20 protein-coding genes and 1 tRNA gene are annotated in these 21,268 nt (G+C 55.9%); 7 read left to right on the top strand and 14 right to left on the bottom strand.

Features of this window, described 5'->3' with window-relative positions; genetic code table 11:
• Nucleotides 1-73: 73 nt before the first annotated feature.
• Nucleotides 74-149: transfer RNA gene (locus G7W63_RS17025), tRNA-Ala, on the bottom strand.
• Between the two features lie 111 nt (nt 150-260).
• Nucleotides 261-1,745 carry a glutamate--tRNA ligase gene (gltX, locus tag G7W63_RS17020; protein WP_166261135.1) on the bottom strand — a complete coding sequence of 495 codons (1,485 nt, stop codon included), beginning with the start codon at nt 1,743-1,745 and terminating at the stop codon, nt 261-263.
• A gap of 163 nt (nt 1,746-1,908) precedes the next feature.
• Here gltX and G7W63_RS17015 point away from each other — a divergent pair, with 163 nt between their 5' ends.
• Nucleotides 1,909-2,952 carry a zinc ABC transporter substrate-binding protein gene (locus G7W63_RS17015; RefSeq protein ID WP_166261133.1) on the top strand — a complete coding sequence of 348 codons (1,044 nt, stop codon included), beginning with the start codon at nt 1,909-1,911 and terminating at the stop codon, nt 2,950-2,952.
• Here the strand turns inward: G7W63_RS17015 and G7W63_RS17010 are convergent.
• Complete coding sequence (locus G7W63_RS17010) at nt 2,935-3,849, bottom strand: AEC family transporter (protein ID WP_166261131.1); 915 nt, start codon at nt 3,847-3,849, stop codon at nt 2,935-2,937. The genes G7W63_RS17015 and G7W63_RS17010 overlap by 18 nt on opposite strands.
• 243 nt (nt 3,850-4,092) lie before the next feature.
• Here G7W63_RS17010 and G7W63_RS17005 point away from each other — a divergent pair, with 243 nt between their 5' ends.
• Nucleotides 4,093-4,662 carry a hypothetical protein gene (locus tag G7W63_RS17005; RefSeq protein WP_166261129.1) on the top strand — a complete coding sequence of 190 codons (570 nt, stop codon included), beginning with the start codon at nt 4,093-4,095 and terminating at the stop codon, nt 4,660-4,662.
• 25 nt (nt 4,663-4,687) lie between these two features.
• On the opposite strand, the gene G7W63_RS17000 is transcribed toward G7W63_RS17005, so the two are convergent.
• On the bottom strand, nt 4,688-5,563 hold the full coding sequence (locus G7W63_RS17000; protein WP_166261127.1) for a DNA ligase: 876 nt from the start codon (nt 5,561-5,563) through the stop codon (nt 4,688-4,690).
• Nucleotides 5,564-5,937: 374 nt separating this feature from the next.
• Between G7W63_RS17000 and dusA the strand changes: the two genes are divergently transcribed.
• The 5 genes from dusA (at nt 5,938) to G7W63_RS16975 (ending at nt 10,655) form a co-directional block, all read left to right on the top strand.
• The gene (dusA, locus tag G7W63_RS16995) at nt 5,938-6,984 is read left to right on the top strand and encodes a tRNA dihydrouridine(20/20a) synthase DusA (RefSeq protein WP_166261161.1); all 1,047 of its coding nucleotides are present in this window, start codon (nt 5,938-5,940) and stop codon (nt 6,982-6,984) included.
• Between the two features lie 168 nt (nt 6,985-7,152).
• Nucleotides 7,153-8,118 (top strand): transaldolase, encoded by a 966-nt coding sequence (tal, locus tag G7W63_RS16990; RefSeq protein WP_166261124.1) that lies wholly within the window; start codon nt 7,153-7,155, stop codon nt 8,116-8,118.
• 29 nt (nt 8,119-8,147) lie between these two features.
• Nucleotides 8,148-8,606 carry a tellurite resistance TerB family protein gene (locus G7W63_RS16985; RefSeq protein ID WP_166261121.1) on the top strand — a complete coding sequence of 153 codons (459 nt, stop codon included), beginning with the start codon at nt 8,148-8,150 and terminating at the stop codon, nt 8,604-8,606.
• A 73-nt stretch (nt 8,607-8,679) separates the two neighbouring features.
• Nucleotides 8,680-9,807 (top strand): 3-deoxy-7-phosphoheptulonate synthase, encoded by a 1,128-nt coding sequence (locus G7W63_RS16980; RefSeq protein WP_166261118.1) that lies wholly within the window; start codon nt 8,680-8,682, stop codon nt 9,805-9,807.
• Nucleotides 9,804-10,655, top strand: a complete 852-nt coding sequence (locus G7W63_RS16975; protein WP_166261115.1) for a glycerophosphodiester phosphodiesterase — start codon at nt 9,804-9,806, stop codon at nt 10,653-10,655. Before G7W63_RS16980 ends, G7W63_RS16975 begins: the two co-directional genes overlap by 4 nt.
• Here G7W63_RS16975 and sthA read toward each other — a convergent pair.
• From sthA to G7W63_RS16925, 10 genes are all read right to left on the bottom strand, one after another.
• Nucleotides 10,638-12,029, bottom strand: a complete 1,392-nt coding sequence (sthA, locus tag G7W63_RS16970; protein WP_166261112.1) for a Si-specific NAD(P)(+) transhydrogenase — start codon at nt 12,027-12,029, stop codon at nt 10,638-10,640. The genes G7W63_RS16975 and sthA overlap by 18 nt on opposite strands.
• A 38-nt stretch (nt 12,030-12,067) precedes the next feature.
• A complete protein-coding gene (gene nqrM, locus G7W63_RS16965) occupies nt 12,068-12,310 on the bottom strand; it encodes a (Na+)-NQR maturation NqrM (protein ID WP_166261109.1) in 243 nt (80 codons plus the stop codon).
• Nucleotides 12,311-12,319: 9 nt separating this feature from the next.
• Complete coding sequence (locus G7W63_RS16960) at nt 12,320-13,354, bottom strand: FAD:protein FMN transferase (protein ID WP_166261106.1); 1,035 nt, start codon at nt 13,352-13,354, stop codon at nt 12,320-12,322.
• Nucleotides 13,355-13,363: 9 nt separating this feature from the next.
• Nucleotides 13,364-14,590 carry an NADH:ubiquinone reductase (Na(+)-transporting) subunit F gene (nqrF, locus tag G7W63_RS16955; protein WP_166261103.1) on the bottom strand — a complete coding sequence of 409 codons (1,227 nt, stop codon included), beginning with the start codon at nt 14,588-14,590 and terminating at the stop codon, nt 13,364-13,366.
• Between the two features lie 39 nt (nt 14,591-14,629).
• On the bottom strand, nt 14,630-15,238 hold the full coding sequence (gene nqrE, locus G7W63_RS16950; protein ID WP_166261100.1) for an NADH:ubiquinone reductase (Na(+)-transporting) subunit E: 609 nt from the start codon (nt 15,236-15,238) through the stop codon (nt 14,630-14,632).
• Nucleotides 15,238-15,903: an NADH:ubiquinone reductase (Na(+)-transporting) subunit D gene (locus G7W63_RS16945; protein ID WP_166261097.1), complete on the bottom strand. Its 666-nt coding sequence runs from the start codon at nt 15,901-15,903 to the stop codon at nt 15,238-15,240. The genes nqrE and G7W63_RS16945 overlap by 1 nt, the downstream gene beginning before the upstream one ends.
• A 2-nt stretch (nt 15,904-15,905) precedes the next feature.
• Nucleotides 15,906-16,712, bottom strand: coding sequence for a Na(+)-translocating NADH-quinone reductase subunit C (locus tag G7W63_RS16940; RefSeq protein WP_242634466.1), 807 nt, complete (start codon nt 16,710-16,712; stop codon nt 15,906-15,908).
• Nucleotides 16,705-17,910: an NADH:ubiquinone reductase (Na(+)-transporting) subunit B gene (locus tag G7W63_RS16935; protein WP_166261091.1), complete on the bottom strand. Its 1,206-nt coding sequence runs from the start codon at nt 17,908-17,910 to the stop codon at nt 16,705-16,707. The genes G7W63_RS16940 and G7W63_RS16935 overlap by 8 nt, the downstream gene beginning before the upstream one ends.
• Before the next feature lie 4 nt (nt 17,911-17,914).
• Entirely contained in the window at nt 17,915-19,261 is a 1,347-nt protein-coding gene (locus G7W63_RS16930) for a Na(+)-translocating NADH-quinone reductase subunit A (protein ID WP_166261088.1), read from the bottom strand.
• 356 nt (nt 19,262-19,617) lie between these two features.
• A complete protein-coding gene (locus G7W63_RS16925; RefSeq protein ID WP_242634470.1) occupies nt 19,618-21,093 on the bottom strand; it encodes a glyceraldehyde-3-phosphate dehydrogenase in 1,476 nt (491 codons plus the stop codon).
• Nucleotides 21,094-21,268: the final 175 nt, after the last annotated feature.

The raw sequence follows: 21,268 nt of genomic DNA, 5'->3' as shown, positions 1-21,268 counted from the left end.
CGGGTTCGAACCGGTGTTACCGCCGTGAAAGGGCGGTGTCCTAGGCCACTAGACGAAGGGGACACTAAAAAAATGGTGGAGCCAGACGGGATCGAACCGTCGACCTCGACGCTGCCAGCGTCGCGCTCTCCCAGCTGAGCTATGGCCCCATCAACGGAGCGGTATATTAGTGATCGGTCGGCGATGCGTCAACCCCTGCCCAGCAGTTTTTTTTCGCCTAACGCCAAAATCACCGCCAAACCCCCTGTTCTGATCCGGCTTCAGCTCAGGGGCAGTACGGCGTACTCCTTCTCTACCCGCTTGGTTTCCTTCTTGGAAAAGCCGCCAAGAACCTGTAGCGCATGTCGCAGTCTTGCCCGGGTCATATCCGGGCCCAGCATCGCCATGGAGTCCATCACGGACCAGGAGTTGGGCGTGCCCGCGATAGCGACGAAGATGGGAAACATGAAATCCCCCATTTTGAGGTCGAGGGCTTTCGCCAGGACTTTTACATCAGCAAAGATATTCTCCTTGCTCCAGTGGCGCTGGGCCTCCATTCGCCAGAGCGTAAACTGGAGTACCCGGCGGACGTCGCCGTCCTCCAGTTTATTATGGGAGAAATCATCCGGTTTGAGGTCCAGCATGCCCGCGAACATGAAGGCTGTCATGGGCGCCACGTCACTGAATACCTCGGCTCGTCCCTTGATCTGGGGTACCAGTTGGGCCAACGCTTCTGGATTAAACCACCAGTCCCGCATACGGGCGGCAAAGTCCTCATCACTGACCTCTTCCCGCAGCCAAAGTCCGTTAAGCCAGCGCAGCTTCTCCACATCGAATATCGGTCCACCCAACGACACCCGCTGGATATCGAAATTGGCCACCATGTCCGCGAGGGTGAACTTTTCCCGCTCATCAGGCATGGACCATCCCATACGCCCTAGGTAATTGAGCACTGCCTCCGGCAAAAACCCCATGCGCTCGTAAAAATTGATACTGGTGGGGTTCTTGCGCTTGGACAGCTTGCTCTTGTCGGGATTGCGCAGTAGCGGCAGGTGGCAAAGCACAGGCATGTCCCAGTCAAAATAGCGGTACAGCAACTGATGCTTGGGGGCCGAGTTGATCCATTCCTCACCCCGCAACACATGAGTGATCGCCATCAGGTGGTCATCGACGACGTTCGCCAGGTGATAGGTGGGCATGCCGTCAGACTTCAGAAGGATCTGGCAGTCGACCTGAGTCCACTCGATCTCGATGGTGCCACGCAGCAGGTCATCGATCCGGCACACGCCTTCATCCGGCACTTTCATGCGAATCACATAGGGCTCGCCCGCTGCCAGCCGGCTCTGGACTTCGGAGTCGGGCAACTCCAGGTCTCCTTTAATGCCTGGGTTAAGACCGGCCGCTTTCCGTTCTTCTCTGATTACGTCGAGCTCTTCAGGACTGCGGAAGCAATAAAAAGCGTGGCCCTTGCTCACCAGCTCCAGAGCGTACTGCCTATAGTCATCTTTGCGCTCAGACTGGCGGTAAGGACCATACTTGCCCCCCACATCCGGTCCTTCGTCCCACTCAAGGCCCAGCCAGCGCAGGGCATCCAGAATATCCTTCTCCGACTCAACGGTGCTACGAGCCTGATCGGTATCTTCAATACGAAGGATAAACTGGCCACCGTGTTGGCGGGCAAAACACAAGTTGAACAGCGCTACATAAGCCGTCCCGACGTGGGGGTCGCCGGTGGGAGATGGCGCAATTCGGGTGCGTACGGTCATGAAAACGTCCTGGTTGGAGGTTGCCGGCGTTGGCGGCGAGTGAATGTGAGGCGAGGCATTATACCGACCTGAAGCTATTTTCGCATTGTACAGCGCTCCCCGCTTCTACCTCGAGCTTGAATGTAATACTATAACATTCTAATTTTCTGACAGGATTCCTACCATGACATTCGCGCGCGCTTCCCTCTATGGCTTCCTGGGGCTCATCGCCGTTTCCGCTGCCCATGCCCAGCCAGAGTCGCAGGGGGAGCTCCACATCGTGACTTCCCTCAAACCCATTGAACTGCTGGCGCGCGCAATAGCTCCGGAAGACACCCGGGTAACCACACTGGTACCTGGCGGCGGCAGCCCTCACACCTATCAGATGAGGCCATCAGAGCGTAAGGCTCTGGAACAGGCCGACGTTATTTTCTGGGTCGGCCCGGAGATGGAAACCTTTCTCGACCGGATACTGGCAGGTGACGATTTTTCAGATCGTGCAGTTAGCCTTGCCGGCGACCGTACCTGGGCCGAAGACAGCAAGGCCCGGGCAAACGACCACCCTGATCAAGGGCATCAGGCGAGCCACAGCAGCGAGGCCAGGCAGGAGCATGACCACAGCGGGGACCACGATGGTCACATCGAAGAGCCTTCGCCTTCGTCCGGGCAACATGACCACCATGGTCATGACCATGGCGATGGCGAGGACCCGCACGTCTGGCTCGACCCGGCGCTAGCTGCCGGGATGGCGGAGCGCATTCACCAGCGCCTGTCAGCCATGAACAAGGTTGAACAAGCCACACTCGACCAGAACCTCGACCGGTTTCTTAAAGAGCTCGCCCAAGCCGAACAGACCATCCATGACCGACTCAATACCCCTGCTGTAAGGGATGTCTCTATATTTACCTATCACGACGCCTTTGGCCGCTTTGCCGAGCACTACGGACTGTCAATTGCCGGCGTTTTGACAGCCAGCCCCGAACGCACACCCGGCGCGAAACATCTGGCGGAGGTTCAGGGCAAACTCGCCGACGCCAAACAGCCCTGTCTGCTGACCGAACCCCAATTCAACCGCAAGTGGTGGCGTTCCATCACCGAAAACATTGAGATCCAGATGAGCACCTGGGACCCTCTGGCATCAGATATAAGCGCTGACGCAGGCGGTTATGTGGATTTTCAGTTCGCGCTTGCCGATGCCGTGCTCTCCTGCTTACCAGAGCAGCCATAACATCAGGGGTACGGTCACGGTAGCCAGTAGAGTCTGGCCACTTACGATGGCTGCCATAAGGGGGGCGTCGCCCCCCAGCTGGCGGGCCAGAATATAGGCAGACGAGGCAGTAGGCAAAGTGGCGAGCAGAACAGCCACCTGCACCATCAACCCACCCATGCCAAGAGCGAATGCCAGTCCCACCGTCATAAGGGGAAAGCCAATCAATTTTGCGGCAGACGCGGCCACAAAAGGCATGGACGCCCCTCGCAGGGCTTTTAGCTGAAGCCCCGCACCAACGGTCATCAGGCCCAAGGGCAACGCAAGATTGCTTAGGGGCTCAAGTATGCCAGCCAGAACCGGGTGGAATCCGAGCCGGAAATAACTCCAGAACACACCAACAAGAGAGCCTATGATCAACGGATTGGTGGCAATGGCCTTGAGCACGGGCCTGAACCGAACCGGTCCATCTCCTGCAACAACGGCGAACATAATGATGCAGATCAGGTTCAGCATCGGGACCATCACGGCCACTGCAATGGCCATCAGGGAAAGCCCTTCGTTGCCCAGGAGCACTCCCGCAGCGGCAAGCGCGACATAGGAGTTGAACCGTATAGCCCCCTGGAAAACCGAGCTGTATTGAGGCCCCGGCCAGGGCAGGACAAACCTTGTCAGGACCAGCACCAGCGTCATTGTGGCGACCATGGCCGATACAAGTATGAGGACATCTGCGTAAGCCGACACCGGCAACTGGGCACTGCCGAGCTTGTAGACAAGCATGGCCGGAAACAGGACGTAGTATGTCAAGCGTTCAGCCTGGGGCCAGAAACCGTCGCCGGGGAAGCGCCAGCGCCGAAAGAGATAGCCGAGCACAATCAGGCCGAAGATCGGTACCAAAGCTTCCGCCATAACCCCCATGCCGACCTACTCCCTGAGTCCGTTTCGAAGCAGGAATGATAGCAGGCAAACTAGTTCAGAGGGATCCATGTCTCGGAAAGAGCCGCCCTCAGACGACCCCATCAGGTCTTCAAAATTGCTTGAAGCCTTTCGGTAACACTTCACAGGTAACCTAACCACAAAGTTGCTCCATCGGCGTGGCGTTTCCTGAAAATGGAAACTCGACGGAGCTGGCCAGGGTGTTAACGACAGCGGGTGCGTGTTATGAGCGATTATCCCTACGGAATATGCACAACCGAAGCTACCGCTCTATCAGGGCGAAAGCTCGAGCCAGGCGATTCGATCCGCCTTGAGTCGCGAACAAGACAAGCGAGTCCTGAAAAGTCAGGTAGGCTTCCAGACTATGCGTCGGGGTACTATGACGGAGTGCACGGGCTGCCCTTTAACCCGTCAGGTGAACCGCAATCCAATTCCGTGGAGGACGACCTTGAGCCTGACAGGATCGTCGCCCGGCTTTACCTTCGACTCAGGGAATGGGCGGCACGCGGGTTTGCCAGCTCTGATATGGTATGGCTTGAGGCAAAGGCCGATGTGACCGCCCTTATGAGCCTTCTTGCTCAACCTGAGGGAGACGGCTGGATGCCTTGCAGTGACCGACGGTACGCCCCTGGCGCCGTCGTTGAATACCGCTTTCGCACAGGCGAAGAAACGACCCAGGGTAGTTGCAGGATTCTTGATTATGATTACCAGTTCCGGGTTATTTTCAGGACGAGCGATGGCACAAAAACAGTGAGAGCACTGGACCAGGTCGAGCTACGCCCAAAAGCTCAGTAAAAGTGGCCCTGAGTGCAAGTGGTCCTCATAAGTCTCCTGGTTCGTCATCCCGGATGCGCAAAAAACTGGCAAATCGTGGCAGCCCCGTGGAGGTCAAGCCATAGAATTTATAGCTGATAACAGCACCAATCGGCGGTGGCGCCGCTCGCTCGGCATCGCTGAAGCCGGTCCCAATCTTGAAAGAGCGGCCTCCCTCCAGCTCAACCACCAGCGCGCCCATCATACCCTCGTACTTGCCGGTGCCCTCAGTATGCCCGATCACAACCGCCTCCGAATCCTCATAGCGCTTGACCTTGAGCACATCCGATGACCTGCCCGCCCGGTACAGGCTATTGCCACGGTGCAGCATCAGACCTTCGCCACCAGAACTCGTGACCTGATCCAAACGGGTCATCAGCTCAGCATGAGAGGCGCCCTGCCGCTGTTCAATAATCCTCAGAAACGATGACTCTGACGACGCTGAAAGCTCCCGCATCTGCTTAACACGCCCTGAAAATGGCAGGCTGCTCGCTGGCAGATCAAAGACCATATAACGGACTTCCCGCCATTCTTCGTCCACCGGCGACTGCTTGCGTACCACTCCGGACAGCTCTGCAAACCGCCCCCGCCCCATCCAGAGTTCACCATCCATAACCGTGCCAGGAAACCTCTCGGTGAACCAGTCGGGAGCTTTATACTCATGGCCCCGCTTGGAAAGAAAATGCTCCCCGTTCCAGTAGGCCCTGACCCCATCAAGCTTTTCACTAACCCAGTAGTGCTCCAGCTCAATACCCTCCTCATAGACCTCAGCCAGCAGCAGCTTCGGCGGTGCGGAATGCACGAACAGCGGAAACGACAAAAACAGGACAGGTAAAAAACAAACGAACAGGGACGACAACGTCCGACTGGAGAAGGAATACATCGCAGTTCCTTTGCGAGTGTGGATAAAGGGAAATCAAGGGATGCTAGCCTGCCTTAGATACTGAAAAAAGGCTAGATACAGGACTAATGCCGACACCGGAACTGGATGCCGTGCCCCGCTCCAGAGTACTGCCCCATGATTCTTCGGCTATTGCCTACCGGACAAACAGAACCAAACACTCTAGAGAGGCCATTTTCCTGATAGAATTACGGAATAAATCAGAGGGCCGACCGTTTAAATCCGGACAATCGGAACCGCCGCCCGTATGCCGCCGATCTTAAGAAAACGGCGTTGCAGCATGAGTATCCTGTGGCACTTCTGGAGCACCCAGATCGCCATAACGGACGAAAAACAAGCAATAGAGGATTGGTAAACTGCCTGTGGAAACTTCCGAAAAAATCACTGGGGCCTCTCAAAATATTCGGCCGGAGCCCTCCCGGCGCTTCTGCGTCGCGCCGATGATGGATTGGACCACCACCCATTACCGCTACATGGCCCGGTGTCTCAGTCAACATGCCCTGCTTTATACCGAGATGGTGACTACCGGTGCCCTGATCCACGGTGATACCCAGCGTTTCCTGAGGCACCAGAGCCAGGAGTATCCGCTGGCTCTTCAGTTGGGAGGCAGTAATCCCAGGGACCTGGCCCACTGCGCCGTTCTTGCTGAGCAGGCAGGATTCAGTGAAGTGAACCTGAACGTTGGCTGCCCCAGTGACCGGGTCCAGAACAACATGATCGGGGCCTGCCTGATGGCCTATCCTGATCGCGTAGCGGAATGTGTCAGCGAAATGGCTGAGAAGACGAGCCTGCCCGTCACCGTAAAACATCGTATCGGCATCGACAGCCATGAATCCTGGGATGAGTTGTGCGAGTTCGTGGAAAAAATCGCTGCAGTCGGATGCCGCACGTTCATTGTTCACGCCCGTATAGCCATTCTCGAGGGCCTCAGTCCGAAAGAAAACCGGGACGTGCCACCGCTCAAGTATGATTGGGTATACGCCCTGAAAAAGCGTTACCCCGACATCGAAATCATCATCAACGGCGGCATCAAGAGCCTTGATGAGTGCCACGAGCACCTGAACCACACCGATGGCGTCATGCTCGGGCGTGAGGCCTATCATAACCCGTGGCTGCTGGCGTCGGTCGACGCCGAGTTCTTTGGTCACGAGGCCTCTGTCAGAACCCGCCATGACGCGCTACGGGCGATGTTCCCCTTCATCGAATCGGAGCTCAGGCGAGGCGTTTTTCTTGGGCACATGAGCCGCCATCTGCTAGGCCTTTTCCACGGCTGCAAAGGTGGCCGGCAGTTCCGCCGTCACATCAGCGAAAACGCCCACAGGCCCGGCGCTGGCCTGGACGTTCTCGAGGCCGCGCTGGCAAAGGTACCGGAGCATGAGCAGGAGCCTGCGGCACTGGCATGACCGGCATGGCAGTCAGTATTCCAGTGCCGGCCATGGAACCGCTCAGAGTCTCCATTTGGGCTGCTTTCAACTTGTTCAGACCGGTGGTGGCGGTTATTGTAGATGAACCGCAGCGCTGACACTCCAAGGCCTTGGATTCAAACAATATCGATCAGGACGACGAACGAAATGACCAGCAAGCTAGACCAACTTAAAACCATGACCACCGTTGTTGCCGATACGGGCGACCTGGACGCAATCGCACAATGGCGGCCTGAAGACGCAACGACCAATCCGTCCCTACTACTAAAGGCCGCGGCATCCGATGCCTACCGGCCAATGCTGGATGCCGCCATTGCGGACTCACTGACATTCAGCGCGTCCGAGACCGAGCAATTGGCCTACGCGACGGATCTGCTGGCCGTTATGGCGGGGCAGAAAATACTGGACCTTATTCCCGGGGTCGTCTCTACCGAGGTGGATGCGCGTCTGTCGTTTGATACAGAAGCCACCCTCAGTCGGGCCCGCCGCCTGATCGACCTTTACGACAGCCGCGGTGTTGACCCATCACGGGTCCTGATCAAGATTGCCTCGACCTGGGAAGGTATCCAGGCGGCACGCCAGCTGGAGAAAGAGGGCATCCGGTGTAATCTGACCCTGCTGTTCTCCTTTGTTCAGGCCGCAGCCTGTGCCGATGCGGGCGCCTTTTTGATCTCCCCTTTTGTGGGGCGGATCCTGGACTGGCACCTGGCCCATAGCGACAAGGACATGTTCGCGCCCTCGGAAGACCCGGGCGTACTCTCTGTCAGCCGAATTTATAATTACTTCAAAACCAATAACTATGACACCGTGGTGATGGGTGCGAGTTTCCGCAACACCGGTGAGATTGAAATGCTGGCCGGCTGCGACCGCCTCACCATCAGCCCTGCCCTGCTGCAGTCATTGCAGGACGATACCGGGACTCTAACCCGGCAGCTATCGCCCGAGACCGCGCGGAGCAACGACCATGCAACGGCCATGACCGAAAACCGGTTCCGCTGGGAATCGAACGAAGACGCCATGGCCACCGAGAAACTTGCTGAAGGCATCCGTAAATTCGCAACTGACCAAGTTGCCTTGGAGAATCAGGTACGCAAGCTGTCGAGCGCTGCCTGAAAGCTCACATAGCCTATTAGGAAGCCACCATGATCGGGTTGTTGAAGGAGTTGTTTTCACCGGAAAGCCGTCAGGGGGCCGGGGCCAAACCAGACCGGCATCAACTGGCGGTAGCAGCTACCGCATTGATGGTTCAGTTGGCGAGGGTCGACAATGAAGAGGACGATCGCGAGCTACAGGCAATTGTGGATTCGGCGGTCCGCTCCCACGATGTGTCTCGCGAGGAAGCCCAGGAGATCCTGGACGACGCCCGTTCCCACGCTGACGATGCCACATCGATTTACGAATTCACTGACAGGCTCAACGAGCAGCTTGATCAGGAAGGCAAAGAAGCCATCCTCGAGAGTATCTGGCGAGTGGCCTTCGCTGACGGACGAATAGACAAGTACGAAGAACATCTCATTCGTCGCATGGCTGAGCTCTTGCACCTTAACCATCGTGAATATATGCAATGCCGTCATCGGGCCGAAGCACAACTGTCGCCCTGACGGTTTTCAGGCACCAGTTAAACCTGCATCGGGTGCCCTTACCTGACCGCCCAGACTGTCTTTAGGAGTCATCATGCTTGCAATTCTTCATCCGGACACCCCCCTGGACAGCGAGGCGTATCGAGAGACCCTGCATTTTCTTGAAAACCTGCCGGGAGTCACCTTGAGGGTGCACGAAATACAGGGCGCGAAGCAGAAACTGACGGAAATCTACCTGCTGGGAGAGACCAAGCCTCTGGACAAAGACGAGATTGCTGCCCTGCCAGCAGTTGAGCGGGTCATACGCATTTCCGACGATTACCGGATTCTGGGCCGCCACCATGACGACCTGCGCCAGAATGGCTTCAGTTACAATGGTGTGTCCTTTGACCAGAACAATCTCAATATCTTTGCCGGGCTGTGTGCAGTCGACAACCAGGAGCACGTCGATATCATGATGCGGGCTCTCAGTGAGCAGGGACAGCACTGTACCCGCATGGGCGCCTACAAGCCCCGCACTAACCCCTATTCCTTCCAGGGCCACGGTAAAGGGTGCCTGCCCTGGGTGTTCGAGACCGCCGGCAAGCACGGTATAAAAGTGATCGCCATGGAGATCACCCATGAGAGCCACATCGAGGAAATAGATAACTGCCTGGAAAAGCTGGGCCGCCCCACAGGGGTTATGCTACAGGTGGGCACACGTAATACGCAGAACTTTGAGCTTCTCAAATCCATAGGGCGTCAGCGGATTTATCCTGTCCTGCTGAAGCGAGGATTTGGCATTACGCTTAATGAGTCCCTCAACGCTGCCGAATACCTCGCCAGTGAAGGCAATGCAAATGTGGTCTTCTGTCTGCGCGGCATGAAAACAGATGCGGGCCAACCTCACCGGAATATGGTTGACTTTGCCCATGTGCCGACGGTGAAGCGCTTGACCCGTATGCCGGTGTGCATAGACCCATCGCACTCAGTTGGCACCCGTGATCGGGCTCCGGACGGCCTTCTGGAAGTCGTTCATGCAACCGCACAGGGTGTGATTGCTGGCGCCAATATGGTGCTGGCAGATTTTCATCCCAAGCCTGAGAAAGCCCTTGTGGACGGTCCCCAGGCTCTTCATATGAGAGAGTTACCGGCTTTTCTCGCGGACATTCAGTTATGCCACGAGACCTGGAAAAAACGTCGGAACCTGTACACCACCGACGAAGGACCTCAGCCAGCATGATTGTATACGGACACCGAGGCGCCAAAGGGGAAGCGCCGGAAAATACGCTGGCCAGTTTTCGCCACGCCTACCGCCATGGAGTGAGGCATTTCGAGCTGGACCTGGTGCTGTCCGGGGATGGGGTTCCTATTGTCATCCATGACCTGACACTGGAGCGCACTACAGGAAAGACAGGAAAGGTGTCGGAACATACCGCCGTCGAGCTTGCCGCTATGGATGCCCGCCGGAATACGGTTGTATGGCCACGCCCCGCCGGCGTTCCAACTCTGGCCGATGTGATTGCCGAATGCCCCGACTTCGAACATTTCCAGCTTGAAGTCAAGACCGACAGTCGTAGCCGCCTCAACATTCTGTGTAACCGCCTCACTGAGCTGATCCAGCAGAATGGTCTCAAAGACCGTGTTGCAGTGACCTCATCGGACAGTTGGTTCCTGCTTGAAACCAAGCGCAGAGACCGTACGATAAAAACTGGCTTTGTAGCGGAAAGACGTTTCCCTAACCCGGTCAAACAAGCCGTGCGGCTGAAGTGCGACTATCTCTGCGCCAGTTGGCGGATCTGCTCTCAAGCTATGGTCGAGGCGGCTCACAAGCGGGATCTCCACGTTTCGACCTGGACCGTTAACCGTATCCACGACATGCTGGAGCTGGAAGAGAAAGGGGTGGACAGCATTATTACCGATTTTCCGACCAGTACCCGCATGTACTTTGACAACCGGGACTCAGGTAAGACGCTGAGGCTGCCTAACAGAGCAGAAACCGGGAGGAACCGGCAGCCATCAACAGATACAGATGACCCCGGGCACCAACACAGCTTTGCCGTAACTGCCGAATCAAAAGATCCGGTTTAAACCATTCAGTGCAGCTACCCGGTAGGCTTCCGCCATGGTGGGATAGTTGAAGGTCGTGTTGATGAAATAGTTGAGGGAATTCAGCTCACCGGGCTGATTCATTATGGCCTGGCCGATGTGGACAATTTCCGCCGCCTGATCACCGAAACAGTGAATTCCCAGTAGCTCACGTGTTTCCCTGTGAAAGAGGATTTTGAGCATACCCACGGCATCGCCAGTTATCTGCGCTCGCGCCAAATCCTTGAAAAACGCTTGTCCCACCTCGTATGGAACCCTGGCTTCCGTCAGCTCACGCTCATTCCTGCCAACGGAACTGATTTCAGGGATGGTATATATACCAGTGGGAACATCCGACACATAGCGGAAATGGTCGTCCTTCACGATGTCTGAAGAGGCAGAGCGACCCTGATCATAGGCGGCACTCGCCAGGCTGGGCCAACCGATGACATCGCCCGCTGCGTATATGTTGGGGATTTCCGTGCGGTAGTGGTCGTCTACCGAGAGCTGGCCCCGGCCGTTGGGTACCAGGCCGACATTTTCCAGGGCGAGGCGATCCGTATTACCGGTCCTGCCATTACACCAGAGAAACGCATCCGCGCGGATTTTCTTGCCGGACTTCAGTGAAAGCACAACGCCCTGATCATCACCATCAACGGTTTCATACTCTTCGTTGTGACGGATCAGTACCCCGTTGTTTCTCAGGTGGTAGCTCAGAGCATCTGAAATCTCGTCGTCCAGAAAAGACAGAAGACGGCTAGTGGGGTTGATCAGGTCCACCTTGACACCAAGGCCTGCAAAAATCGACGCATACTCGCTACCGATTACCCCGGCCCCATAAATGATCAACGTTCGGGGCGTGTGGGACAGGTTCAGAATGGTATCGCTGTTATAAATGCGGCGATGTCTGAAATTCACGTCAGGTGGCAGGTAAGGCCGGGAACCGGTTGCAATGACGACATTCTTGGTATGAAGAATTTCATCGCCCTTGCTGCCTTTGACCTGTATTCGGTTGGCGTCAAGAAATGAGGCCTCACCGGTTATAAGGTCTACCCGGTTGCGGGAATAGAACTGGGTACGCAGCTTTACCTGTTTACCGATAACCTTCTGGGCGTTCTGCAATACCCTGGGGAACGAAAACCAGCGGGGCTCGCCTATGTCCCGGAACATGACGTTGGTATTGAACGTTATGATCTGCTTGACCGAGTGCCGTAGAGCTTTGGAAGGGATGGTGCCCCAATGGGTACAGTTTCCTCCGACTGTCTGCTTGTCCTCTATGACTGCGACCCGTTTACCGCTTTTCGTCGCATTCATGGCTGCGCCTTCTCCGGAAGGACCAGCGCCGATAACGACGACGTCGTAATGATGTTCTGCCATGCTCGCAGTGACTCCTTATCTACGTCGTGGAATTGTTATTACGACCGCTTCTCCTCCATGGCGTTATAGGCCAGGTCAGGTGCGGACTCACGAGCCACACGGTCGTTTTCTTCTTCACACTTCTTGCTGTTTCCTCCACAGATATCACAAGCCTGCCCCATGCCCAATGCGCCAATGCCGCCGCAGGTACCGCTGATCGGCTTGCGTCCGAGGATAACGCCGATGGACATGGCGAAAAGCAAAAATCCTACAATCATCAAAACCAAAAGAAAGGTACCCATAAGTCCCCCTTAATCAACCAGATAAGACGAAAAGGCCGGCGTATGGTGTGTTTCGAAGCCGGTTTCGCCTCGTACAATAAAATAGGCTGCTACGTTTTCCCGGGTTGCCAGCGCCATTGCGCGCTCATACCCCAGGACGTTGAAAGCGGTGGCCAAGCCATCGGCGCGCATACAATTGTCGGCAATGACTGTGACTGACGCCAATCGGTGATCTATTGGCTTACCATCCGCCGGATCAATGGTGTGAGAGTACCGAACGCCATCGGCCTCGTAGTAATTACGGTAATCTCCGGAAGTCGCCATGGACTTCCCCTCCAGCACCACCACCCGGTTGACCTGACGCTGATCCTCCACCGGTTCTTCTATGGCCAGACGCCAGGGCTGATCACCGGGTTTGCGGCCTTGGGCCCGGACCTCACCACCGATCTCCACCAGAAAGCCGTCCACACCCTGCTGCACCAGATACTCTGCAACGGCATCCACTGCAAACCCCTTGGCGATGGCTGAGAGGTCCAGGTACTGCTGATGAGACGCTTTTACCGCTGGTGGATCCTGTCTTAAGGTCAGCTTTTCGTAACCGACCAACGAAAGCCTCTGGGCCAGCGTCTCCTCATCAGGCGCCTGCTCAGGGCGTGCTTCCGGCCCAAAACCCCATAGGTTGACGACAGGACCAATCGTGATATCAAAAGCACCTCCACTTAGCTCGGATATGCGTTCTGATTCGGACAACACCCGGTATAGGGGTTCAGACAGGGGAAACCATTTGTTCTGGTCTTGGACCGAATTGAACTGAGAGAGTTCAGAATCCGCCCGCCAGGTAGACATGGAGGCGTCAACCTCTTCCAGAACCGATGTCACTCCATCGGCCAGAGTTTCAAGCCGCTCAGGGTCGTCGGTCAATACTACGTTGATACTATAGCGGGTACCGAAAACCGGCCCGCTGATTTCCCAGACCTTGGCCTCGGGTTCAAAAGAACAGCCCGCCAAAACTGCGAGGGCAAAAACCATCGCAATCAGGGCGGGCCGGGTTCTGCTGGCAGTCATTACCGGGTTCTAGCCTCCAAAGTCATCCAGCATGATATTGTCATCCTCAACGCCCATATCCTTCAGCATCTTGATCACAGACGCATTCATGATTGGTGGCCCGCACATATAGAATTCACAATCCTCGGGGGCCGGGTGGTCCTTGAGATATTTCTCGTACAGGACATTGTGAATAAAGCCTGTCGGCCCCTCCCAGTTGTCGTTGGGCTGTGGATCCGAAAGCGCTACGTGCCACTCGAAATTGTCGTTTTCCTCTGCGAGGCCATCAAAGTCCTCAACGTAGAACATCTCTCGCACGCTTCTGGCGCCGTACCAGAAGCTGATCTTGCGCTTTGAGTTTAGACGTTTTAGCTGGTCAAAGATGTGTGAGCGCATGGGCGCCATGCCGGCACCACCACCGATAAAGACCATTTCAGCCTCGGTTTTCTTGGCAAAGAATTCACCAAAGGGACCGAACACGGTAATCTTGTCGCCCGGCTTCAGGTTGAAGACATAGGTCGACATCAGCCCTGGCGGGTGGTCAGTCCCCGGAGGTGGCGTCGCGATACGGATGTTGAACTTGAGAACGCCCTTTTCTTCCGGGTAGTTCGCCATGGAATAGGCACGAATCACCTCTTCCCTGTTCACACCTTTGTAGCGCCAGATGTCATGCTTGTCCCAGTCTTCCCGGAATTCTTCCTCAACATCGAAATCCTTGAAATCGATATCGTAGGGAGGACATTCAAGTTGAACATAGCCACCGGCACGGAAATCTACCTCTTCGCCTTCCGGCAGTTTCAGAACCAGTTCCTTTATAAAGGTGGCAACGTTGTGGTTGGATTCCACAGTACATTCCCACTTCTTCACACCGAAGAACTCTTCCGGAACCTCCACTTTCATGTCCTGCTTAACAGGCACCTGGCACGAAAGACGCCAGCCTTCGCGCTCTTCACGGTTGGTAAAGTGAGTTCTCTCGGTCGGGATCATGGAACCGCCACCTTCAAGCACCTTGCACTTACACTGGGCACAGGTACCACCGCCGCCGCAGGCAGACGACAGGAAGATGCCGTTAGCTGCGAGCGTTCCCAGAAGTTTACTGCCGGCTTCGGTAGTCAGGGTATGCTCTGGATCGTCATTTATCTCGATCTTCACATTACCGGTGCTTACCAGTTTCGAGCGGGCCGCGAGGATGATCGCCACCAGCGACAGCACGATAACGGTGAACATGACCACGCCGAGAATAATTTCAATATTCATGGTCTCGCCTTTTCGTTAAATCCAACATCATGGTTTCGGTTACAGGGAAATGCCGGAAAATGACATGAAGCCCAATGACATCAGACCCACGGTTATAAACGTGATCCCCAGCCCCCGCAGACCTTCAGGCACATCGCTGTACTTGAGTTTCTCCCGGATACCGGCCAGGGCGACGATAGCCAGCGCCCAGCCAACACCGGCGCCAAAACCATAGACAACGCTTTCACCGAAGGTATAGTCCCGCTCTACCATGAACAATGAGGCACCGAGGATGGCGCAGTTCACCGTGATCAGTGGCAGGAAAACCCCAAGCGCTGCGTACAGTGCCGGGACATACTTATCCAGTACCATTTCCATGATCTGAACCATGGCCGCGATCACGCCGATATAGGTCAGAAGGCCGAGAAAACTCAGGTCAACATCCGGCAGTCCCGCCCATGCGAGCGCGCCGTCTCTCAGTATCTCATTGTAGATCAGGTTGTTGACCGGCACCGTCAGGGTAAGCACCACGACAACGGCGATACCGAGACCAAACGCAGCCTCAACCTTCTTGGAGATCGCCAGGAAGGTACACATCCCCAGGAAGAAGGCCAACGCCATGTTTTCTACGAAGATGGCCTTTATGATCAGGCTGATATAATGCTCCATCAGAAGGCCTCCTTCACTTTATGACGGGACATCTTGTAATCCGGTGCCTCGACCTGTTCCGGCTTCCAGGCCCGCAGGCCCCAAATGAGAAGACCAATAATGAAGAACGCACTGGGCGGCAAGAGCAGCAGCCCGTTCGGAACATACCAGCCACCCTCGTTTACCAGAGGCATGAGCGTGTAACCCATCAGAGACCCGGCCCCGATCAGCTCCCGGCAGAACGCCACGATCAGGAGCAGTACCGAATAGCCCAGGCCGTTACCGATGCCGTCCAGGAAGCTCAGCCAGGGACCATTGTTCATGGCAAAACCCTCGGCGCGGCCCATAACGATGCAGTTGGTAATGATCAAACCCACGAATACCGACAGCTGCTTGCTGATTTCGTAGGCGTAGGCCTTGAGCACCTGATCGACCACAATAACCAGCGAGGCAATGATGGTCATCTGGACGATGATCCGGATGCTGTTAGGGATCTGCATCCGCACCAGCGACACCGCCAGGTTGGAGAACGCGGTAACGGCAATAACCGAAGCACACATAACCAGCGTCACACTCAGGCTGGTGGTTACAGCCAGCGCCGAACAGATACCCAGTATCTGGAGGGCGATGGGATTATTATTAAAGACCGGTTCAAAAAGAACCTGCTTGGCTGAAGTTTCGGCCATGATCAAGCATCCCCTTGGCGAAGTTTGTTCAGGTAAGGGGCAAAGCCGCGCTCACCCATCCAGTAGTTCACCAGCTTTTCCACACCACGGCTGGTCAGTGTAGCGCCGGAGAGAGCATCGATTTTATGCTCTTTGTCCTGGGCATCTGAGCTCACGCCACCCTTGACCAGACGGATCTGCGGCTCATCGCTGCCTTCGTCATAAAGCTCTTTACCCTGCCATTGTGACTTCCAGCGGGGGTTGTCCACTTCTCCACCCAGCCCCGGAGTTTCAGCATGGTCGTAGAAGCCAATTCCCTCAATGGTGTTGGCGTCACCTTCAAGTGACATGAAACCATAGAGGGTGGACCACAGACCGTAACCATGGATAGGAAGCACAACTCGCTTGAGTTCGTCATTTTCCCGCAGAATATAGATCTTGGCGACCTTCGCACGCCGCTTGATGCCAGCCATATCTTCCTTGGTAGGCAGATTGATCGATATTTCGGGGTTGGAGGCAGCCCGGTACTGATCATACTTCATTATGTCACTCACACCGACAGCGTCCGGGTTGACGTATTCACCGGTTTCAAGATCGACCAGACGGACTTCAAACTCCTGGAAGCGATCCTCAATGGCTTCGGCTCCCATGCCAGGCTCCAGCATGCCTGATGCTGCAAGAATATTGCTCTTGATGTCCAGGCTCTGGTTGGTGATCTGGGCCGGGCGCAGCATTACAGCCGCTGCCGAGACCACGACAGAGCAGACCACGCACAGGGCCAGAGCGACGCCAAGAGTCCTGGAAACAGTATCTTTAGGTTTCTTAGCCACGGGCGAGTCTCCGTTTGATATTGGCCTGGACCACATAGTGGTCCATCAGAGGCGCAAAGAGGTTCGCGAACAGGATTGCCAGCATGATGCCTTCCGGGAAGGCCGGGTTAACAACCCGGATCAGGACAGTCATCAGGCCGACCAGGATTCCGAAGCACCATTTACCGGTGTTGGTCATGGCTGCTGAGACAGGGTCCGTTGCCATGAACACCATGCCAAACGCGAACCCGCCCATAACCAGGTGCCAGTGTGCAGGCACATCAAACATGGGATTGGTTTCCGAACCTACCGTGTTAAGCAGAAGGGCCGTGCCTATCATGCCCAGCATCACGCCGCCGACGATCCGGTACGAGGCGATCTTCATTATCAGAAGGAGAATGCCCCCCGCCAGTACCGCCAGCGTTGAGGTTTCGCCCATAGAGCCCTGAATTGACCCGAAAAAAGCAGACATCCAGCCGATCTGTTCCTGAAGTGCCTCGACGCCCCCGGACGCTGCCCAGCTGAGTGCTGTCGCGCCACTGAACCCATCGACCGCAGTCCAAACGGTATCACCCGAAATCTGGGCCGGATAGGCAAAGTACAGGAAGGCACGGCCGGTAAGGGCCGGGTTAAGGAAGTTCTTGCCGGTACCGCCAAAGACTTCCTTACCGATCACAATACCAAAGGTGATGCCTAGGGCTACTTGCCAGAGCGGGATGGTAGGCGGACAGATCAAAGCGAACAGGATTGAGGTGACGAAGAACCCCTCGTTCACCTCATGGCGACGCACGGTAGCGAACAGCACTTCCCAGAAACCGCCTACGATGAACGTCACAGCATAGATCGGGACGAAGTAGGCGAAGCCGTACACCATGTTATCCCAGATGCTACCGGGGTCATTGCCCGCAAGAGCGGCAATGAAGGCCGAGCGCAAGGCGCCGTCGCCCATCACCGCATCAGGACTGGCGGCCAAGAAGCTGTTGGCCTGGTAGCCGATGTTCCACATACCGAAGAACATGGCCGGGAACGTACAGGCCCACACCGTGATCATGATGCGCTTAAGGTCGATACCGTCGCGTACATGGGAGGTCGTCGACGTCACTTTGCCAGGCGTGTAGAAGATCGTATCCACGGCTTCATAGAGCGCATACCAGCGCTCATATTTGCCGCCCTTTTCGAAGTGGTGTTCCACTCCGTCGAGAAACTGTCGAATAGCCATCAGATTAGCCCTCGATCTCGATACGGGTCAGATTCTCTCGGAGAATCGGCCCGTACTCGTATTTACCCGGACACACAAAGGTGCACAGCGCCAAGTCTTCTTCGTCCAACTCCAGCGCACCCAGCTTCTGAGCCACTTCGGTGTCACCTACAATCAGGGACCGGAGTAACTGAGTCGGGAGAATGTCCAGGGGCATCACGCTTTCGTATGCGCCCACTGGCACCATTGCCCTCTCACTACCATTGGTGGTCGTGGTGAGATTAAACAGCTTCCCGGGAACAAACTTCGAAAGGTAGATGTTCAGTATAGAGAACCGGTTAGGTCCGGGCGACAGCCACCCCAGGAACTCACGCTTGTGGCCTTCCTCAAGCAGGGAAACCTGGTTGGCAAAGCGACCCAGGTAGGCGCAGGGACCGGCGGCACGACGGCCTCCAAAAACGGAACCGGAAACCATGCGAACCTCACAGTCCGTGGCCATCTCGCCTTCCAGCAACTCTTCCAGGCTGGCACCCAGGCGGGTACGGATCAGGCGAGGCTTCAGGGCCTTGGGGCCGCCGACCGCAATCACTCTCTCTACGGGCAGTTCACCTGTCTGGAACAGTTTCGCCATGGCTATGACGTCCTGGTAGCCGATGCTCCAGACCACCTTGTCGCCAACGACAGGATCGAGATAGTGGATATGGGTACCAACATTGCCCGCAGGATGAACGCCGTCAAACTGCTGGACCTCGACTGCCTCTGTTTTTGGCACAGGCACATTGGAACCCGGCTTTCCGGTGACAAAAACCTTGCCCGCGGTAAGCTTGGTCAGAAGCCGCAGGCCCAGCTCAAAAGCGGCCTTGTCTTCATTGATAATAACGGTTGGGTCTGCAGCCAGGGGATTGGTATCCATGACCGAGACAAAGATCGAATGCGGAGCCGAGTCGATGGGCGGCACCTTACTGTAGGGACGCGTACGGAACGCTGTCCAGAGGCCGGATTCGATCAGATTGTCGATAACCTGCTGGCGTTCAAGACCCGCAAAATCAGCATCACTGTAGCGCGCAAAGGTTTCCGCCTCGTCGCCGTCAATCTCAACCACGACTGACTGGAACACTCGACGCTCACCCCGATTAACTTCTTTCACCACCCCCGCGGCAGGTGATGTATAACGAACGCCCTCGGTCTTCTTGTCCGTAAACAGCAGCGAACCACGCTTGACGCGGTCTCCCTCTTTCACAGCCATAGTCGGCTTCATGCCGTTGTAGTCAAAACCAATCAACGCCACGTGGCGGACGGCTTTGCCATCAGTAATGGTCTGTTCGGGTGCGCCACTGATGGGAAGATTCAGGCCTTTTTTGATCTTGATCATTAGCCTCGTCCAACATCAGAAACTTTCGACGGATTTGTAACGCCCGGCCCCTGGAGCCGTCGCCTGCCTGTGTGGTTTATTTCGGGCGGAGGGTTGAAAACCTTTCCGAACCGTGACGGTTCTCACTGTCAGTGCCATCAGGAGTAGCGAAGATAGGGTTGCCTGACATACCTAAAATCGCGCCAATTATAGAGGCTGGGGCCCTGCATTTCCACCAGAACCACCGCGACTTTGTTCCGAAACGTAATAGGTCCCGCCGGGAATCCGTATCGCGGACAGCAAAAGACCCCCGATGCTCGAAGACATCGGGGGCCTGGGTGCGGCGGACTCAGGCGCCGGCGAAGTATCCAGCTCTATTATTCGGTGGAATGCTCCATCCGACCGCGCCTGGGAAACACGGCATAGGTCACCCCTGCCATCTGATTCGCGACCCGAATGACCTGGGCGCTGTAGCCGGCCTCATTGTCGTACCAGACATACAGAATCAGCCGGTTGCCACTGGTAATGGTAGCCTGGGCATCAACGATACCCGCATGCCGAGACCCCACGAAGTCCGTCGAAACCACCTCTGGCGAATTGACAAAATCAATCTGCTTCTGGAGCTCGGAATGGAGCGCCATCTCCCGAAGGTAATCGTTCACTGATTCCACAGTGACTTCTTTTTTCAGATTAAGATTCAGGATCGCCATGGACACATTTGGAGTCGGCACCCGGATGGCATTGCCGGTCAGCTTGCCCTTCAGTTCAGGCAACGCCTTGGATACGGCTTTGGCAGCACCTGTCTCGGTAATAACCATGTTTAGCGGCGCGCTACGACCACGACGGCCACCCTTGTGGTAGTTATCGATCAGGTTCTGGTCGTTGGTATAGGAGTGCACGGTCTCGACGTGTCCGTCCTCGATACCGTACTCGTCATAGATCGCCTTCAGGACCGGTGTAATCGCATTGGTGGTACAGGAGGCTGCCGAGAGAATACGGTCCTCAGCGGTGATGGTATCGCTGTTGATGCCATAAACGATGTTCTTGATGTCACCCTTACCCGGCGCGGTCAGTAGCACCCGGCTGACACCCTTGGACTTGAGATGACGCCCGAGGCCGTCTTCGTCCCGCCAGATACCGGTGTTATCGATAACGATGGCATTGTTTATGCCGTAGTCGTTGTAGTTGAGCGTGTCGGGGCCATCCGAGTAAATAACTTTTATGTAGTTACCGTTAGCGATAATGGCTGAATTCTCTTCATCTATACTGATGGTGCCGTTGAAAGGCCCATGCACAGAGTCACGACGCAGCAGGCTGGCTCGCTTTTCCAGGTCGTTGCTGGCGCCACCCTTACGAACCACAATAGCTCGCAGTCGCAGGTTGTTGCCGCCCCCGGCCTTCTCTATCAGGATGCGGGCGAGCAGACGGCCTATCCGGCCAAAGCCGTAAAGGACGATGTCCTTGGAGTCCTTTTCGGCATTGGCGGCAGACTCCGCGGTATACTGGCCAACCACCTCACCAATTTCACGCTTGAGGAAGGTCGCCATGGGCTCGTCACCCCCTTCTGCGCGGTATTTGACCGCAAGTTTGCCGATGTCGATGTGGGCACACCCCAACTCCAGCTGATCCATTGCCGCCAGCATGGGATATGTGTCATGAACAGACAGTTCGCTGTCTTCGACCTGACGCACAAACCGGTGGGCCCGCAGGATACCGATGACTGACTGGTTGATGATCGCGCGGCCATAAATAGATGTAACCACGTTGTTTTTGCGGTAAAGACGACCGATAAGGGGAATCATCGCCTCTGCGGTCGACTCCCGTTCCGTCCAGTCGGACAGGTGCTCATTCATCTGTTCGTGACTCACGCGTAAACCTCTGCAGTTAGCACTCGGAAAATTGGGCGCACATTATCCAATTTAATACCGTTGATCGCAAATTACGGCGCCGCAACTGTTGTCAATGACTACGCCCAGGCGAACCCGTCATGACAGTACCCGCCGGGACCGCTAGAATAAGCGCCCTCAA

Origin of the sequence: Marinobacter salicampi, from assembly GCF_011074795.1 — a bacterium.
Lineage (GTDB): Bacteria > Pseudomonadota > Gammaproteobacteria > Pseudomonadales > Oleiphilaceae > Marinobacter > Marinobacter salicampi.
This window is presented reverse-complemented; position numbering and strand designations above follow the sequence as displayed.

What these genes read in the sequence shown, in the direction of transcription:
- G7W63_RS16935 (WP_166261091.1), bottom strand. Translation starts at nt 17,910, where the DNA reads ATGGCTATTCGACAGTTTCTCGACGGAGTGGAACACCACTTCGAAAAG.
- nqrM (WP_166261109.1), bottom strand. Translation starts at nt 12,310, where the DNA reads ATGGGTACCTTTCTTTTGGTTTTGATGATTGTAGGATTTTTGCTTTTC.
- G7W63_RS16985 (WP_166261121.1), top strand. Translation starts at nt 8,148, where the DNA reads ATGATCGGGTTGTTGAAGGAGTTGTTTTCACCGGAAAGCCGTCAGGGG.
- G7W63_RS17000 (WP_166261127.1), bottom strand. Translation starts at nt 5,563, where the DNA reads ATGTATTCCTTCTCCAGTCGGACGTTGTCGTCCCTGTTCGTTTGTTTT.
- G7W63_RS16975 (WP_166261115.1), top strand. Translation starts at nt 9,804, where the DNA reads ATGATTGTATACGGACACCGAGGCGCCAAAGGGGAAGCGCCGGAAAAT.
- G7W63_RS16960 (WP_166261106.1), bottom strand. Translation starts at nt 13,354, where the DNA reads ATGACTGCCAGCAGAACCCGGCCCGCCCTGATTGCGATGGTTTTTGCC.
- G7W63_RS17010 (WP_166261131.1), bottom strand. Translation starts at nt 3,849, where the DNA reads ATGGGGGTTATGGCGGAAGCTTTGGTACCGATCTTCGGCCTGATTGTG.
- gltX (WP_166261135.1), bottom strand. Translation starts at nt 1,745, where the DNA reads ATGACCGTACGCACCCGAATTGCGCCATCTCCCACCGGCGACCCCCAC.
- nqrE (WP_166261100.1), bottom strand. Translation starts at nt 15,238, where the DNA reads ATGGAGCATTATATCAGCCTGATCATAAAGGCCATCTTCGTAGAAAAC.
- G7W63_RS16925 (WP_242634470.1), bottom strand. Translation starts at nt 21,093, where the DNA reads ATGAATGAGCACCTGTCCGACTGGACGGAACGGGAGTCGACCGCAGAG.
- sthA (WP_166261112.1), bottom strand. Translation starts at nt 12,029, where the DNA reads ATGGCAGAACATCATTACGACGTCGTCGTTATCGGCGCTGGTCCTTCC.
- G7W63_RS16980 (WP_166261118.1), top strand. Translation starts at nt 8,680, where the DNA reads ATGCTTGCAATTCTTCATCCGGACACCCCCCTGGACAGCGAGGCGTAT.
- G7W63_RS17015 (WP_166261133.1), top strand. Translation starts at nt 1,909, where the DNA reads ATGACATTCGCGCGCGCTTCCCTCTATGGCTTCCTGGGGCTCATCGCC.
- G7W63_RS17005 (WP_166261129.1), top strand. Translation starts at nt 4,093, where the DNA reads ATGAGCGATTATCCCTACGGAATATGCACAACCGAAGCTACCGCTCTA.
- tal (WP_166261124.1), top strand. Translation starts at nt 7,153, where the DNA reads ATGACCAGCAAGCTAGACCAACTTAAAACCATGACCACCGTTGTTGCC.
- G7W63_RS16945 (WP_166261097.1), bottom strand. Translation starts at nt 15,903, where the DNA reads ATGGCCGAAACTTCAGCCAAGCAGGTTCTTTTTGAACCGGTCTTTAAT.
- G7W63_RS16930 (WP_166261088.1), bottom strand. Translation starts at nt 19,261, where the DNA reads ATGATCAAGATCAAAAAAGGCCTGAATCTTCCCATCAGTGGCGCACCC.
- nqrF (WP_166261103.1), bottom strand. Translation starts at nt 14,590, where the DNA reads ATGAATATTGAAATTATTCTCGGCGTGGTCATGTTCACCGTTATCGTG.